The organism is Bradyrhizobium sp. AUGA SZCCT0105, assembly GCF_018129565.1.
Lineage (GTDB): Bacteria > Pseudomonadota > Alphaproteobacteria > Rhizobiales > Xanthobacteraceae > Bradyrhizobium.
The window spans coordinates 146,017-160,304 of the sequence record NZ_JAFCMK010000003.1 but is presented as its reverse complement, the minus strand read 5'-3'; the positions used below and the strand labels follow the sequence as shown (position 1 = coordinate 160,304).

The window sequence follows — 14,288 nt, the reverse complement described above, 5'->3', positions numbered from 1 at the left end:
TCATTCCGGGATCGTGCGTTAGCACCAGACTCGGAATCTCGAGATTCCGGGTTCGATATTTCGTATCGCCCCGGAATGACCGAGTAGCCATGATCTCCGACCTTCTCTTCGTCTACGGCACGCTGATGCGCGGCTTCGACCATCCGATGGCCAAGCTGCTCGCCGGAAATGCCGAATTCCTCGGGCCGGCGCAGTGCCGCGGCCGGCTCTATCTGGTGAAGCATTATCCGGGCCTCGTCGTATCGGACGATCCCGCCGACATCGTGCACGGTGAACTGTTCCGCCTGCGCGAGCGCGAGGCCATGCTGCGCGAATTCGACATGTACGAAGCCTGCGGTGAAGGCTTTCCACCGCCGACCGAATATGTCCGCGAGATGCTTGCTGTCACGCGCGCCGACGGCAGCGTGAGCGAGGCGTGGACCTATTTCTACAACTGGCCGGTCACCGAGCTGCCGCGGATCGCGTCAGGAAAGTTTCTGGAGCATTAGCGCTCAGGCGTAATCCGCGTACGTCGTCATGCCCGGGCTTGTCCCGGGCATCCATCTCACTTCGCAAGTGTCCTTCCTTGATGGATTGCCGGGTCAAGCCCGGCAATGACCGAAGGGGGAAGTCACACTTCCCGCTCGACGCGGATGTCGACCTCGCGCTCGACATAGCTCCATTCCTCGGTCGCGCGCAGCATGCCCACCAACTCGTCGAACAGGCTCGCGTGCTCAGGCGCGAATTCGAACCAGGTCAGAAAGTCGAAGGGCATGCCGAGGTCGCGGGCGTGAAACAGCTGGCGGGCGATGGCGGGGAGGAATTTCAAGGTGCCGGCGATGTGGTGCGACTTGTCCTCAAAGATCTCGCGGCGCTCCGGCTGCGTCAGCTCCCACCACGCCGCGGATTTCCTGATCGGGATCAGCGCCGCGTGCGTCGCCTCGCTGCGGCCGAGCCCGGCCTGCACGGCGGCGAGCTTCTCGCGCTCTTCCTTCTCGGTGTAGCGCAAATAGCTGGCGACGCCGGCGAGCCGCCAGGAGGTCTGCGCCGGCAACAGCGGCAGCGCGATCGAGTCGCTCGCAACGATCGAAAGCGCCGGGACCTTCGGCAGCGTCTCGCCCTTCACCCGCGTGATGGACGTGACCTGCCAGCCGCCGCTCTGTCCGCCTCTGAATGTCGTGAACATGGCCTATCCAATCCCGGAAGCGGGGAGGGGGCAAGCTTGCCGTGCAAGCTCTCCACCGTGGATTCGGGGGTAGCCCGCTCGACGGAGCCGTGACAGACCAGGCCTGTGAATAGCCCGGAAAAGCCCCACATTGTTCGGCATGCCCGATCGTGCCGCTATATGGCTAACCGGTTGTCCGCGATTCGTCGCCCGAGCCCAGAATCACCCTGATGCGTTTCACGCCCGAATTCCTCGATGAGCTGCGCGCCCGGCTTCCGGTTTCGGAAGTCGTGGGCAGGCGCGTCAAGCTCAAGAAGGCTGGGCGGGAGTGGAAGGGGCTGTCGCCGTTCCAGCAGGAGAAGACGCCCTCGTTCTTCGTCAACGACCAGAAGCAGGCCTGGTTCGACTTCTCGTCCGGGCTGAACGGCAACATCTTCGATTTCCTGATGAAGACGGAGGGCGTGACTTTCCCCGAGGCGGTGGAACGTCTCGCCGCGATGGCGGGTGTCCCGCTGCCGGCCGTGACGCCCGATGCGGCGCGGCACGAGCAGCACCGCCGCACCCTGCACGACGTGATGGAACTGGCGACAAAGTTCTTTGCCGACACGCTGGCCTCACGCAACGGTGCCAAGGCGCGCGGCTATCTCGCCGACCGCAGCATCTCGCCGGCGACCCAGCTCCAGTTCCGGATGGGCTATGCGCCGCCGGATCGTTTTGCGCTGAAGGAGCATCTCGGCGCGCAGGGTATCTCGACCGAGGACATGGTGGAGGCCGGGCTGCTGGTGTCCGGCGAGGACAAGCCGGTGCCGTTCGATCGCTTCCGCGACCGCGTCATGTTCCCGATCACGGATGCCCGCGGCCGCGTCATCGCATTCGGCGGCCGCGCGCTGGAGAAGGACGTTCCGGCAAAGTACCTGAACTCGCCGGAAACCCCGCTGTTTCACAAGGGTGACAATCTCTACAATCTGTTCACCGCGCGCCAGGCCGCGCACGATGGCGCGCAGCTGATCGTCGTCGAGGGCTATGTCGACGTCATCGCGATGGTCACCTCGGGCTTTCCCGGCGCCGTCGCGCCGCTCGGCACCGCGCTGACCGAGAACCAGCTGGCGATGCTCTGGAAGATGGTGGACGAGCCGATCCTCTGCTTCGATGGCGACCGCGCCGGCCAGAAGGCTGCCTATCGCGCCGCCGACCTTGCCTTGCCCCAGCTCAGGCCGGGAAAGAGCCTGCGTATTGCGCTGCTGCCGGAAGGGCAGGACCCCGACGATCTCGCGCGCTCGGGCGGCCGCGGCGCGATCGAGGATGTGATCGGCGCCGCGAGGCCGCTCGCCGAAATGATCTGGTCGCGCGAGATCGAGGGCGGCAATTTCGACACGCCCGAGCGCCGCGCAGCACTCGAGGCACGGATCGGCGAGCTCACCAATGGCATCCGCGACGAGGTCGTGCGCCGCTATTACCGGCAGGATTTGCAGGAGCGGCTGCAACGCAACTTTGCTCCGGAGGGGGGACGCGGTGGTTATGGCCGCGGCGGCTACGGCAACAGGGGCAATTTCGGCGGTGGCCGCGGCGGCGAATCACCCCGCCAGTTTGCCCCCCGCGGCCCGGGTCAGGGCGGCCGGTTCGGCGCCAAGGGCGGCGGCGCCCCCGGGTTTTCACGGGGCCCCTATCAGGCCGCGAGCCAGCAACTGGCCAACAGCCCGATCATGCGCGGCCAGCGCAGCGCGATCTCGAGCCGCGAGGCCCTGATCCTGCAATCCCTGATCAATCACCCTTGGCTGCTGCACGACCATCTCGAGGAGGTGGCGGCCCTCGAGCTCGCCCATCCCGAGGCCCACAAGCTGCGGGCCGCGATTATCGCCGCCTTTGCCCACGACCATCACCACTCTCCGGACGTCGAGGAGCAGGCCGAGAAGATGCGCTCCGACCTCGAGGCAGGCGGATTATCGCAGATTCTTCAAAGGGTTGAGCGGGCGATCACAACCCAGGCGGTGTGGGCGGCGCAGATCGGCGCCGCGCGCGAGGATGTTTTATCGACCTGGCGTCAACTCGTTGCCTTGCATCAGAAAACCCACGCCTTACTTAGGGAAAGAAAAGATGCGGAAGCCGCCTTGGCTGAAGACTCCAGCGAGGCCAATCTGGCATGGTTGCAGGATATCCAGGCCCGGATGGCAGAAGCCGATGGGACCGAAGCCCTGATTGAAGGGTTCGGCGAATTATCGGGCCGGTTCCAGCGTAATGTCTGATAACAAAAATGCTGCGGACGGCGCTGGCCGCACCCGCAAAAAGACTCGCCAAATCCATGGTTTGGCTGCAAAAACAGGGTTAAGCGAAACTTAATAGCCTCGCGGCTATTTCAAGATGGAAACCGTCGAGACGGATCAGAGGGGTGGCGAGATTATGCGCCGCCCTTTGTGCGTCGAGAGAGTAAATCTAGATTTCGTGCGGATGCGCGTGCGTGGCGCCATTTTGCATGACCGCGTTTCGGGAGCTTAGTGAATGGCCACCAAGGCAAAGACGCTGCAGGTTAAGGACAAGGAAAAAGACGACAAGGCAGCGGATGCTCCTGAGAAGGATGCCGCTGACGCGCCGTCGCCGTTGCTCGACCTGTCGGATGCCGCGGTGAAGAAGATGATCAAGCAGGCCAAGAAGCGCGGCTTCGTGACCTTCGATCAGCTCAACGAAGTGCTGCCCTCCGACACGACCTCGCCCGAACAGATCGAAGACATCATGTCGATGCTCTCGGACATGGGCATCAACGTCACCGAGGCGGATGATAGCGAGGGCGAGGACGAGAAGGACGACGGCGACGACGAGACCGACAACGAGCTCGTCGAGGTCACGCAGAAGGCCGTCACCGAGGTCAAGAAGTCGGAGCCCGGCGAGCGCACCGACGATCCCGTGCGCATGTATCTGCGCGAGATGGGCACGGTGGAATTGCTCTCCCGCGAGGGCGAAATCGCCATTGCAAAACGCATCGAGGCCGGCCGCGAGGCGATGATCGCGGGCCTCTGCGAAAGCCCGCTGACCTTCCAGGCCATCATCATCTGGCGCGACGAGCTCAACGAAGGAAAGATCTTCCTTCGCGACATCATCGATCTCGAAGCCACCTATGCGGGCCCTGAGTCGAAGGGCGGCATCAATCCGAACCTGATCGGCAACAACGGTGCCGAGGGCGCCGCCGCTGAAGGCAATGGCGGCGACGTGCAGGCCGGCGCGCCGGCCCATGTCGCGCCGCCCGCAGCGCCGCCGGCGCCGACCCCGTTCCGCGCCGCGCCCGCCGGTGGCGAAGCCGGCGTTGAGGAGAAGGATCCGGCCGAAGCCGCCGCCGAGTCCGACATGGACGACGACGAGTTCGAGAACCAGATGTCGCTCGCCGCCATCGAGGCCGAGCTGAAGCCGAAGGTGGTCGAGACCTTCGACAAGATCGCATCCGAATACAAGAAGCTGCGCCGCCTGCAGGAGCAGGACATCGCCAACCAGCTGCAGAGCGAGTCGCTGTCGCCCTCGCAGGAGCGCAAGTACAAGAAGCTGAAGGACGAGATCATCGTCGAGGTGAAGTCGCTGCGCCTCAACCAGGCCCGCATCGATTCACTGGTCGAGCAGCTCTACGACATCAACAAGAAGCTGGTCTCGTTCGAGGGCCGCCTGCTGCGCCTCGGCGACAGCCACGGCGTCGCGCGCGAGGACTTCTTGCGCAACTACCAGGGCTCGGAGCTCGATCCGCGCTGGCTCAACCGTGTCTCCAAGCTGTCGGCCAAGGGCTGGAAGAACTTCGTTCATCACGAGAAGGACCGCATCAAGGACCTGCGCCACGAGATCCAGTCGCTGGCGGCGCTCACCGGGCTCGAGATCGGCGAATTCCGCAAGATCGTGCACGGCGTGCAGAAGGGCGAGCGCGAGGCCCGTCAGGCCAAGAAGGAGATGGTGGAAGCCAACCTCCGTCTCGTGATCTCGATCGCCAAGAAGTACACCAACCGCGGCCTGCAGTTCCTCGACCTGATCCAGGAAGGCAATATCGGCCTGATGAAGGCGGTCGATAAGTTCGAATATCGCCGCGGCTACAAGTTCTCGACCTACGCCACCTGGTGGATCCGGCAGGCGATCACCCGCTCGATCGCCGACCAGGCCCGCACCATCCGCATTCCCGTGCACATGATCGAGACGATCAACAAGATCGTCCGCACCTCGCGCCAGATGCTGAACGAGATCGGCCGCGAGCCGACCCCGGAAGAGCTCGCCGAGAAGCTCGGCATGCCCTTGGAGAAGGTCCGCAAGGTCCTCAAGATCGCCAAGGAGCCGCTGTCGCTCGAAACCCCGGTCGGTGACGAAGAGGATTCGCATCTCGGCGATTTCATCGAGGACAAGAACGCGATCCTGCCGATCGACGCCGCGATCCAGTCGAACCTGCGCGAAACCACGACGCGCGTGCTGGCCTCGCTCACCCCGCGCGAGGAGCGCGTGCTGCGCATGCGCTTCGGCATCGGCATGAACACCGACCACACGCTGGAAGAAGTCGGCCAGCAGTTCTCGGTGACGAGAGAGCGCATCCGCCAGATCGAAGCCAAGGCGTTGCGCAAGCTGAAGCACCCGTCGCGGTCGCGGAAGCTGCGGTCGTTCCTCGACAACTAATTCGGGTCGTCATGCCCGGGCTTGACCCGGGCATCCATCGAAACAAGAACGGCGGGCCCAGGCCCGCCGTTTTTTGTTTGTCCGGTCACCAACACCGTCGTCATTCCGGGGCGGCGCGTAGCGCCGAGCCCGGAATCCATCGGGCCGCAGGTTTCGTGGTGAAATGGATTCCGGGCTCGCGCTTCGCGCGCCTCAGGTACGCAATTGCGCACCGGTGAATGACGAGGGAGAGATGCGGCGTGGCGTCTGTCGCAAACGGCGGGACCCGCGCCGCTATTTCTTCTTCGCGCCGACGCGCTCGATGGTCTTGATCTCGAGCTGCGGGCGGCCGCCCTTTTCGGCGATCTCGCGGTCCTGCTCGCGCAGGAAGGCGCGCACCGGCTCGTCGCCGTCCAGCCCGCCCAGCAGCTCCGATGGCACGCGGCGGTTGGAGCGCTGCGAGCCGTCTTCATAGAAGACGTTGAAGAAGGCGAATTCGCCTTTGGGATTGGTCCCGGGTTTTTTCGGCATGGGCGGCTTGTCCCCGATCAGGCCGCCGCTGTCAAAGCAAATTACCGGCCCCCCGTGCCGATCTGCCCTGCGCGATTCGGCGGCATAGGGCCCTTGCGCCGTAAATATGAGGCCTGCGCCTCAGCCCTCGAACAGCACGAACGCCGCCCACACGCTCGCGTCCCTGGCGCCCGCGACCTTGCCGTCGCGCGCATCGCGCCGGGTCTGGCGCAGCGCATCCGAATAGGTCAGGCCCTCCGCCAGGTGCTCATAAAAGCGCACGGTGAAATTCGCGGTGCCCTCGTCGGCGACCGGCCACAGCGTCAGGAGCGCACGCCGTGCGCCGGCGATGCCGAGCGCGGTCGGCAGGCCGCGCAGGCCGCTCACAAAACTCTCGTCGCCGCGGCCGGTCTCGCAGGCCGAGAGCACCAGCAGGTCAAGGCCGGACAGGTCCCAGTCCATCACTTCGAAGGCATAGAGATAGCCGTCCTTCTCGTCGCGCAGCGGCCACCGGCTGTCGCCGGCGCCGGACAGCACGATGCCGCTCTGCCAGAGCGTATCGAGGCCGGACGCCGTGCTGTCGTGATAGAAGCCGTGCGTCGCCAGATGTGCGATACGGGCCTTGCTGATCGCCGCGCGCAGCGCGGCTTCGCTGACGCCGCGCCCGGTCAGAATCTCGACCGGCGCGCCGCGCGCGCGGGCGAGTTTTGCGATCGCATCGATCTCGGTCTTCGTGCCGGGCAGCGGCATCGGCCCCGGCTGGCCGTATTCGATGCCGCCGGCGAGCAGCATCGCGCCCGTCCGGTCGAGCGTCTCGCGCGCATGGATCGCGATCAGCGCGTCGGGGCTGGTCAGCATCCGGATCGTGGTACGGTCCTCCAGCAGGCCGCCGTCGGCGCCGGGCAGCAGGGAGAACGGCACGGCAAACAGGAAGCCGTCCGGCACCACATAGAGCGTGGTCTTGTCCTTCAGGGCAGGCTCCAGCGGCGCGAACAGCCGCGCGCGCAGGGTCTGGAAGCGGCCTTTGTTGTCGAGCGCCTTGTCGTCGGGCGCCCTGGTGTCTGCTGTCTTGTCGTCCGCTGTCTTGGCGTCGTGATCCGGCGCGACGGCTTGCGTCGTACGCAACCGCGCGATCTCGGTGCGCACGCCGGTGTCGACCATGCGGCCGGGATCGCCGAGATCGACCACGCGCGGCTCGCTCGTTGCGGTCTCGACGATGGCGTAGAGAACGGTCGCGGCAAGCGGCTCCTTGGACTGGCGATCCGCCTTCCATTGCCGCGTGATGAAATAGTTGATGACCGCTTCCTGCGGCGCGAGCAGCTGTGACGGACGGATCGGGTCTTGCGGCAGCTTCACGCCGATCGCGTCGAGCCGCTTGTTCAGCGCCTTCTCGGCGGCGTCCTGCCGCTGCCACACGGACCTCGCCCAGTCGTCGATATTGCCCGACGAGAACAGCTCCTGCTTCTCGCCGTTGAGCCGCAGCGCCGCGCGCAGCAGCGCCGCGGTCTCCTCGTCCTTGCCCGCCATTTGCGTCTCGAGCTGGCGCAGCGCCGTGGCATCGCCGCCGCCGAGCGTTTTCCAGCGCAGCACGGCGGCGGCAAAGGCCGGCTGTGCCACCGACGATCCGGCGGAGGTGGCGAAGCGGCCGAACGCGAACAGCAGATGGTCGGCATGGGCGCGGATCGCCTCCGCGACGGCGCGATCGCCTGATGTGCCGACCTCGCGCTTCATCCAGTCGAACATCTCGCGGTCGAGCGCGGTGAACGCGCGCACGGCGCGGTTCGGATCGGTCGGGATCAGGGCAACCGCGATGCCGAGCTTGATCTCGAAGCTGAGCGGATGCTGCGCGGTGAAGGCGCGGGTCGAGATCGCCAGCGCGGCCTCGCGCAGCCGCATGCCCGCATCTCGTTCACCGCGCTGCTCGCGCTTGCCGGCCGCCAGCACAGCGGCCTTGATGCGCAGGAAATCCGCGAAATTCGCCTCATTGGCGACGATCGCCTCCAGTCGCTCCAGGTCGGCTGGCGACATCGCGGCGTCGCCGGTGGCGAGCATGTCGGTGTAGAACAGCCACGCATCGGCCTGGCCGGCGAAGCTCGGATCCTTCGGCGCGAGCACGGTCGCGATCGCGCGATGGCGGCGGAAATAGCGGCGGGCGTCGTCAAAGCGTCCGAGATTGAGGAAATCCTGTCCGGCGTTGTTGACCGTCACCAGCGTGTTGAGATGGTTCTCGCCGTAATGCTTGGCGCGCTTCTCGATCGCGAACAGATCGAGCTCGAGCGCTTTCGCCGGCGCGCCGATCTCGCGCAGCATGTCGGCATAGTTGTTGGCGAGCTTCCAGGTGGTGCGATGGTCGGGCCCCAGCGTCTTCTCGGAGAGCTCGAAATTGTGCCGGCCCAAATTGGTCGCCGACGCCGCCGAGCCGTTGGCCGAAAGCGCGACCGCGAGCTTGTCGTTGGCGATCAGCGATTCCTCGGAGCCCTCGCCCCAATAGGCGTTGAACGCGGCGACCGCCTTCATGTAGAGCGGTACCGCCTCCGCGATCCTGGCGTGGTCGGATAGGAGAATGGCGTACATCAGGAGCACGTCGGCATTGCCGGGCGGCGATTGCGCGGCCGCCTTGCCCTGGAACGCCCGCACGAACAGCTTCTCGGCGAGGTCGTCGCGTTTCACCGCGCGCAGCGTGGCCGTCGCGTCGAAATATTGCTCCATGACGAACTGCGCGTCGTCGAGCCCGTCGGCGGCGTCGAGCGCGGCAAGCAGTTGCGCGTAGCCCGCGTCGAACTTGCCGCCGCGCGCCAGCGCGATCGCGTTCTTCATCTGCACGGCGATTGCCTGCGTGCTCCCGGTGCCTTGCGCCGGCGCTCGCTTGGCGCGGGCATCCTGCGCGGTGGCAGTGCCGACTGTTCCGGTCAGTGCCGCGCCGAGCGCGAAGATGATACTAAGCGATGCGGCAGCCCTGCACGCGCGTACGAAACCCCCGGTGATCGTCATCGATGGCGCATCCTCATCGTGCCGTCCGTCATCCGATCGCATTCCCCGCAAATGATGGCCTCGTCGCATCAGGCTCACGACGCTTTAGCGGCGCGCCTTTGCATGAACAAGACACGGCGGCCGGTCGCGCGTGGCGCGGAACCGGCGAGCCGAATTCGTGCTTCTTGGTCGCCGCCAGCGCCTCCGGCGTTCACGCATCGCGCCTCGAATTGCTCCAGCGCAGGCGCCGCCGGATGCCGTGCGCCGCCGCTTGCATGCCACCGGCATGGTCAAGCCATCGGATGATGTTACCGCTGGCATGCCGGCTGGTTATGCCGTACGCATCGGCTGGCTTCGGGAGCGGCAGCCCTGCACGCAAGTCATCGCACTTTCCCGGCAACCGCCTTTCGCTTCGGAATTGAAACGCGCGCCGGTCGAAAGCGGCGGTTTTTTCTGACCATCGTCACTTGCACCGTCCGGTCCGATTCGCGTATGAGGCGCATCCTTCCTTTTCTGCAACTTTTCCATTGATCGAAGGCGCCCCGCCGATGTCCAACGCCACCCTCGACGCCAACAAGGCGCTGGTGCTCGCGCATTACGACGCCGTGACCAATCGGCTCGATCCCGATGCGATCCGCGCGCAGCTGGCGTCCGACTTCTTCGACCATGCCGCCGGCAAGCGGATGAGCGCGGAGGAGGTGATCGCGCATGCGACGGCCATGCACGAGACCTTTGCCGATCTGTCGGCGGTGGCGGAATGCCTGGTGGCCGAGCGCGACATCGTCGCCGGCCGCTTCGTCTGGCGCGGCCGGCACCGCAGCCCGTGGCGCGGCATTGCCCCGACCGGCCGCCATGTCGAATTCCGCGGCATGACGTTCTGGCGGATTCACGACGGCAAGATCTCCGAGCGCTGGGCGGAGATCGACTTCGTCGATCTGGAGCGGCAGCTCAAGGACTGAGCTTCCACCGCAATCCCTTTGTGCTGTTCCGATACACCGTGGCGCTTTCGACCGCCGCGGGCCGCCGATCGGTGTCTTCCGCGCGCCAGGATTTCGTGCTCCGGTTGTCTTGACCAAAGGTTGTTATTGGATGAGAATGATCTTTTGAATTGTTCGACGATATTTGGAAACGAGCATGGATATCGATTATTCCAAGACCTGTTTTGTGATCATGCTGCTGGAGCCGATGCTGTCCTGAAATAAATTTGCGCGTTGCTCGAGGATATTTGCGATGGCCATATTGGAAACGATTGCGAACCGCCAGGCGCAGTGGTCAGAGACCGCAAACCAGCTTAAATCGACCATCGACCGGGCGCGCTGGTCGGTGTTCGGGCTGTCGTCGCTCGGTGCGGTCCTGGCCGCGGTGGCCAGCCAGCTGCCGGACAACACGACGGCGCCGCGCACCACGGTTGCGATCGCAGGCGCCGTGAGCCTTGCCATCGCGACCTTCTTCACCCAGCGGCTGCTCGGCGCCGATCGTATCTCGTCCTGGGTGCGTGCGCGCGCGATCTCGGAGCGTCTGAAGCGGGAGGCCTATCGCTTTGCCGCCAGCGCAGCCCCCTATGACGACGCAGCCAAGGCGGACGCCTTGCTTGACGATGAGGGTCGAAAGATCGAGGCCGATGGCGAGGACCTGCTGCCGCAGCTGGTCCAGGCCGCGGGGCAGGGGTCGCTGCCCCGCCAGGGCCTGCAACAGCAGCAATACATCACGCAGCGCGTGCAGGGGCACATCGGCTGGTTCACGAAGCGGGCCGCCCGCTATCAGGTCATTGCATCGCGCCTGCGGCACGTCGAATTCGCGCTCGCCGCACTGGCAACCCTGCTTACCGCGGTTGCCGGCGTGGAAGCCAAGCCTGTGATAGCCGGTGTTCCGTTCGACATGGTCGCCTTCACGGCCGTGCTGACCACGCTCGGCGGTGCCGTGCTCGCCCATGTCGAAGCTTCGCGCTACGATTTCCTGGTCACCACCTATCGTGCCACGGCGCGGCGGCTCGAGGACTGCACCAATCGGCCGCGCTCGTCATGGTCGGACTTCGTCAACGAATGCGAGAACATCCTCGCGACCGAGAACATGTCCTGGATCGCCAAGTTCACCGGCAAGCCCGGGGCGACGTCGAGCCCGTGAGAGGTCAAGTGGCGGTGCCGACGCTTTGACTGCTTCGTTTGCTCCGTGGCATGATCGGCCATTCGAAGCAGGAGGGATTGTTGCATGCTGAGGTGTCGTTTGGCGGTTGTGTTCGGCGCCTTGCTGCTTGCCACCCCCTCCTATGCCGCCCGCTGCGGCGGCAGTTTCCCCACCTTCGTCCAGTCGTTCTCGCAGGAGGCGGCCGCGGCTGGCATCCAGCAGGACGTGATCGCGCAGGCGCTTGGCGGCGTGCAGCAGGATGGCGGGGTGCTCGCCTTCGACCGGCGGCAGCGCTACACCTTCAACAAGACCTTTGAGCAGTATGTCGCGACCCGTGTCGGCTCCGGGCGCATCAATGGCGGCCGCGCCATGTTGCAGCGGCATGCCGCGCTGCTCTCGAAGATCGAGCAGCAATACGGCGTGCCGCGCCAGATCCTGGTCGCGATCTGGGGACTGGAGACCGATTTCGGCAAGGGCGACATGGGCAAGCTGCCGGTGTTCCGCGTGCTCACCACGCTGGCGCATGATTGCCGCCGCACCGAGCTGTTCCAGGGCGAGCTGCTTGCCGCGCTCAAGATCCTGCAGCGCGGCGACCTCAGGCTCAACGACATGATCGGCGCCTATGCCGGCGAGATCGGCCAGACGCAATTCCTGCCGTCGTCCTACATCAAGTATGGCGTCGATTTCGACGGCGACGGCCATGTCGATCTGCGCCACTCGGTGCCGGACGTGCTGGCCTCGACCGCGAACCTGCTGCATACGAGCGGCTTCAAGATGGGCGCGCCCTACGGCGAAGGCAGCGCCAATTTCGAGGCGATGCGCGAGTGGAACAGGGCGGTGATCTATCGCAAGACCATCGGGTACTTTGCCGATCAGCTCATTGGGCGGTGAGGGCTCTTGCAGGGCGGATTAGCGTAGCGTAATCCGCCGCCATCCCACGCGCGATCGGCGGATTACGCCTTCGGCTAATCCGCCCTACGTTCTGACCGCTTGATGCGGAGCCCCCATGGAAACGATCGGCAGCCAAAAAATCTGGTCGTTCTTCGACCGCCGTGGCTGCCAGATCGCGAAGAACGCGGCGGTGCGGGAGGGGCCGGGCCATCGCGTCGCCTCCTATCTCGAGCTCGCGACCAAGATCGCCGAGCTGCAATTCCTCAACCGCGACCATGTGCTGCTGTTTCGCGGCCAGGGCGCCGACTTCAGGAACGTCAAGCGCAACTCGTCGCTGAAGCCGACGCTGTTCCGCGCCGGCCGTGGCAATCCGGACCGCGAGACGCTGGCGGCGCGGTTCGCGGCGCTGGCCCGCGCCGAGCAGATCCTGATTGCGGACTACGCGAAAGCAAAGCTGCTCGGGCTGGAGCGGCTGAAGCGGCATCGCATCCTGCGCTGGTCGATCCTGCAGCATTACGAGGTCTGCACCACGCCGCTGCTCGACGTCACCCATTCGATCCGGATCGCGGCGTCGTTCGCTTCGCTGGCGGAGACCGGCACCGCCTTCCTCTATGTGCTCGGTGTGCCGAACCTCAGCGGCGCGATCACCGCGAGCGCCGAGGCCGGCCTGCAGATCGTGCGGCTCTCCAGCGTCTGCCCGCCGGCGGCGGTGCGGCCGCATATCCAGGAGGGTTATCTGCTCGGCGAATATCCTGAAGTATCCGGCACCGACGAGAGGGAAAACTATTTCCCCTACGAGATGGATTTCGGCCGGCGGCTGGTCGCAAAATTCTCGTTCGCGCCGGCCTCGTTCTGGAAGAACGACAATTTTCCGCAGGTGACGCGAAGCGCGCTCTATCCGTCGGAGCGGAGCGATCCGCTGTTCCGGCTGGCGCTTGGGGTCAAGAAGCAGTTGGGGTGATCCGGTTTCGCAGGGCGGATTGCGCCGAGCTTGTTCTCAATCACAGCTGTCATCGCCCGGCTCGACCGGGCGATCCAGTACGCCGCGGCCCTTCGATTCACGCACAGACGCCTCTGGAATACTGGATCGCCCGCTTTCGCGGGCGATGACACCCGATTACCCCGCGACGCCGCACATTCAACCGGCCCTCGCCGCCTCGCGCGCCAGCCGCCGCGCCGCCGTCTTCTCCATCAGCCGCTGCATCACCTTCCAGTAAGTCGCAGGACGGAAGCGTTGCAGCAGGTCCATGAAGCGGGCGTCCTTGCCGATCAGGATGCGCGGCTGGTTCTTCTCGATGCCGGCGATGATGCGCTGCGCGGCTGTGGTCGGCGTGGTCCTGGCCAGCGCGTCGAAACGCTCGATCGCTTCGGAGCGGCGGGCATTGTCAGTGATGCCGGTGCCGGTGCGTGAGTTGCGCGCGATGTTGGTGGCGACGCCGCCGGGATGCACGACGGAGAGCCGCACCGGGCTATTCGCCACCGCAAGCTCGTGGCGCAGGCTCTCCGAGAAGCCGCGCACCGCGAACTTGGCCGCGCAGTAAGCGCTCTGGCCGGGCGGCGCGAGGATGCCGAAGATCGAGGAGATGTTGACGATATGCGCCTCGCGCTGCCGCGAAAGCAGCGGCAGGAAGGCGCGGCTGCCGTGCACTACGGCCCAGAAATTGATGTTGAACAGCCACTCCATCTGCGCCTGCTCGATCTCGTCGAACTGGCCGAGCAGCGCGACGCCGGCATTGTTGACGACGATGTTGAGCCCGGGATGGGCGGCGCCGGCGGCCTCGGCAAACGCCGTGATCTGCCCGGGCTCGCTGACATCGAGGCGATGCACCGTGACCTTGCGCGGGCTCGCCTTGGCGATCTCGGCGGCGGCGGCCTGCAGGCCGGCCTCGTCGCGGTCGGCGATCGCCAGATCGCAACCGCGCAGCGCCAGTTCATGCGCGAGCGCGCGGCCGATGCCGCTGGCGGCCCCGGTTACGGCGGCGGCAGATCCAGAGATCGCGGTCATGTCAGGTCAGCTCCATCTCAACGAGGGGTGGCGGGA

At 65.6% G+C, this 14,288-nt stretch carries 12 protein-coding genes; 8 read left to right on the top strand and 4 right to left on the bottom strand.

The window, feature by feature from the left end; all coding sequences use genetic code 11:
- Positions 1-89 precede the first annotated feature (89 nt).
- Positions 90-488 (top strand): gamma-glutamylcyclotransferase, encoded by a 399-nt coding sequence (locus JQ573_RS16560; RefSeq protein ID WP_212313304.1) that lies wholly within the window; start codon positions 90-92, stop codon positions 486-488.
- Between the two features lie 122 nt (positions 489-610).
- Here JQ573_RS16560 and JQ573_RS16555 read toward each other — a convergent pair whose 3' ends face one another.
- Positions 611-1,165, bottom strand: a complete 555-nt coding sequence (locus JQ573_RS16555; protein WP_212313302.1) for a chlorite dismutase family protein — start codon at positions 1,163-1,165, stop codon at positions 611-613.
- 209 nt (positions 1,166-1,374) lie between these two features.
- On the opposite strand from JQ573_RS16555, the gene dnaG reads away from it, so the two are divergent.
- A complete protein-coding gene (dnaG, locus tag JQ573_RS16550) occupies positions 1,375-3,387 on the top strand; it encodes a DNA primase (RefSeq protein ID WP_212313300.1) in 2,013 nt (670 codons plus the stop codon).
- Between the two features lie 253 nt (positions 3,388-3,640).
- Complete coding sequence (gene rpoD / locus JQ573_RS16545) at positions 3,641-5,773, top strand: RNA polymerase sigma factor RpoD (protein ID WP_092124161.1); 2,133 nt, start codon at positions 3,641-3,643, stop codon at positions 5,771-5,773.
- Positions 5,774-6,046: 273 nt separating this feature from the next.
- Here rpoD and JQ573_RS16540 read toward each other — a convergent pair whose 3' ends face one another.
- Both JQ573_RS16540 and JQ573_RS16535 read right to left on the bottom strand, forming a co-directional pair.
- Positions 6,047-6,283 (bottom strand): hypothetical protein, encoded by a 237-nt coding sequence (locus tag JQ573_RS16540; protein WP_212313298.1) that lies wholly within the window; start codon positions 6,281-6,283, stop codon positions 6,047-6,049.
- Positions 6,284-6,403: 120 nt separating this feature from the next.
- Positions 6,404-9,253: a CHAT domain-containing tetratricopeptide repeat protein gene (locus tag JQ573_RS16535; protein ID WP_212313296.1), complete on the bottom strand. Its 2,850-nt coding sequence runs from the start codon at positions 9,251-9,253 to the stop codon at positions 6,404-6,406.
- Positions 9,254-9,410: 157 nt separating this feature from the next.
- Between JQ573_RS16535 and JQ573_RS16530 the strand changes: the two genes are divergently transcribed.
- The 5 genes from JQ573_RS16530 (at position 9,411) to JQ573_RS16510 (ending at position 13,208) form a co-directional block, all read left to right on the top strand.
- On the top strand, positions 9,411-9,689 hold the full coding sequence (locus tag JQ573_RS16530; protein ID WP_212313294.1) for a hypothetical protein: 279 nt from the start codon (positions 9,411-9,413) through the stop codon (positions 9,687-9,689).
- A 91-nt stretch (positions 9,690-9,780) separates the two neighbouring features.
- The gene (locus tag JQ573_RS16525) at positions 9,781-10,191 is read left to right on the top strand and encodes an ester cyclase (protein ID WP_212313292.1); all 411 of its coding nucleotides are present in this window, start codon (positions 9,781-9,783) and stop codon (positions 10,189-10,191) included.
- A 271-nt stretch (positions 10,192-10,462) separates the two neighbouring features.
- Positions 10,463-11,356, top strand: a complete 894-nt coding sequence (locus JQ573_RS16520) for a DUF4231 domain-containing protein (RefSeq protein WP_212313290.1) — start codon at positions 10,463-10,465, stop codon at positions 11,354-11,356.
- A gap of 84 nt (positions 11,357-11,440) precedes the next feature.
- Complete coding sequence (locus JQ573_RS16515; protein ID WP_212313288.1) at positions 11,441-12,247, top strand: lytic transglycosylase domain-containing protein; 807 nt, start codon at positions 11,441-11,443, stop codon at positions 12,245-12,247.
- Between the two features lie 115 nt (positions 12,248-12,362).
- Positions 12,363-13,208 carry an FRG domain-containing protein gene (locus tag JQ573_RS16510; protein ID WP_212313286.1) on the top strand — a complete coding sequence of 282 codons (846 nt, stop codon included), beginning with the start codon at positions 12,363-12,365 and terminating at the stop codon, positions 13,206-13,208.
- A gap of 177 nt (positions 13,209-13,385) precedes the next feature.
- Here the strand turns inward: JQ573_RS16510 and JQ573_RS16505 are convergent, their stop codons facing one another.
- A complete protein-coding gene (locus JQ573_RS16505; protein ID WP_212313284.1) occupies positions 13,386-14,252 on the bottom strand; it encodes an SDR family oxidoreductase in 867 nt (288 codons plus the stop codon).
- Positions 14,253-14,288: the final 36 nt, after the last annotated feature.

Coding starts and splice junctions, on each gene's coding strand:
- dnaG (WP_212313300.1), top strand. CDS start 1,375: ATGCGTTTCACGCCCGAATTCCTCGATGAGCTGCGCGCCCGGCTTCCG.
- JQ573_RS16560 (WP_212313304.1), top strand. CDS start 90: ATGATCTCCGACCTTCTCTTCGTCTACGGCACGCTGATGCGCGGCTTC.
- JQ573_RS16540 (WP_212313298.1), bottom strand. CDS start 6,283: ATGCCGAAAAAACCCGGGACCAATCCCAAAGGCGAATTCGCCTTCTTC.
- JQ573_RS16510 (WP_212313286.1), top strand. CDS start 12,363: ATGGAAACGATCGGCAGCCAAAAAATCTGGTCGTTCTTCGACCGCCGT.
- JQ573_RS16515 (WP_212313288.1), top strand. CDS start 11,441: ATGCTGAGGTGTCGTTTGGCGGTTGTGTTCGGCGCCTTGCTGCTTGCC.
- JQ573_RS16520 (WP_212313290.1), top strand. CDS start 10,463: ATGGCCATATTGGAAACGATTGCGAACCGCCAGGCGCAGTGGTCAGAG.
- JQ573_RS16535 (WP_212313296.1), bottom strand. CDS start 9,253: ATGACGATCACCGGGGGTTTCGTACGCGCGTGCAGGGCTGCCGCATCG.
- JQ573_RS16525 (WP_212313292.1), top strand. CDS start 9,781: ATGTCCAACGCCACCCTCGACGCCAACAAGGCGCTGGTGCTCGCGCAT.
- rpoD (WP_092124161.1), top strand. CDS start 3,641: ATGGCCACCAAGGCAAAGACGCTGCAGGTTAAGGACAAGGAAAAAGAC.
- JQ573_RS16555 (WP_212313302.1), bottom strand. CDS start 1,165: ATGTTCACGACATTCAGAGGCGGACAGAGCGGCGGCTGGCAGGTCACG.
- JQ573_RS16505 (WP_212313284.1), bottom strand. CDS start 14,252: ATGACCGCGATCTCTGGATCTGCCGCCGCCGTAACCGGGGCCGCCAGC.